This is a genomic window from Neokomagataea anthophila, from assembly GCF_018122595.1.
Taxonomy (GTDB): Bacteria; Pseudomonadota; Alphaproteobacteria; order Acetobacterales; family Acetobacteraceae; genus Gluconobacter; species Gluconobacter anthophilus.
The window spans coordinates 1-211 of sequence record NZ_JAGRQH010000272.1 but is presented as its reverse complement, the minus strand read 5'-3'; the positions used below and the strand labels follow the sequence as shown (position 1 = coordinate 211).

Here is a 211-nt window from a genome sequence, read left to right as displayed (position 1 = left end):
CGGTACATGGAGGTTTTTCTGCAGCGGCTGAGGCGATGGGGGTAACGCAACCTGCGATGTCAGATCAGGTGCGTAAACTTGAGCAGGAATATGGGTGCGTGTTGTATCATCGACGTGGTCGTGTGGTGGAATTGACGGAATTGGGGCGGCGGATTCTGACGGTTATTCAGCCCATGTATGACGCGCAAAAACAGGCTGAGATGCTACTCTC

1 protein-coding gene is annotated in these 211 nt (G+C 53.6%); it reads left to right on the top strand.

Features of this window, described 5'->3' with window-relative positions; all coding sequences use genetic code 11:
• On the top strand, positions 1-211 hold a 211-nt coding region (locus KB213_RS12660), incomplete at both ends, for a helix-turn-helix domain-containing protein (protein WP_211683625.1).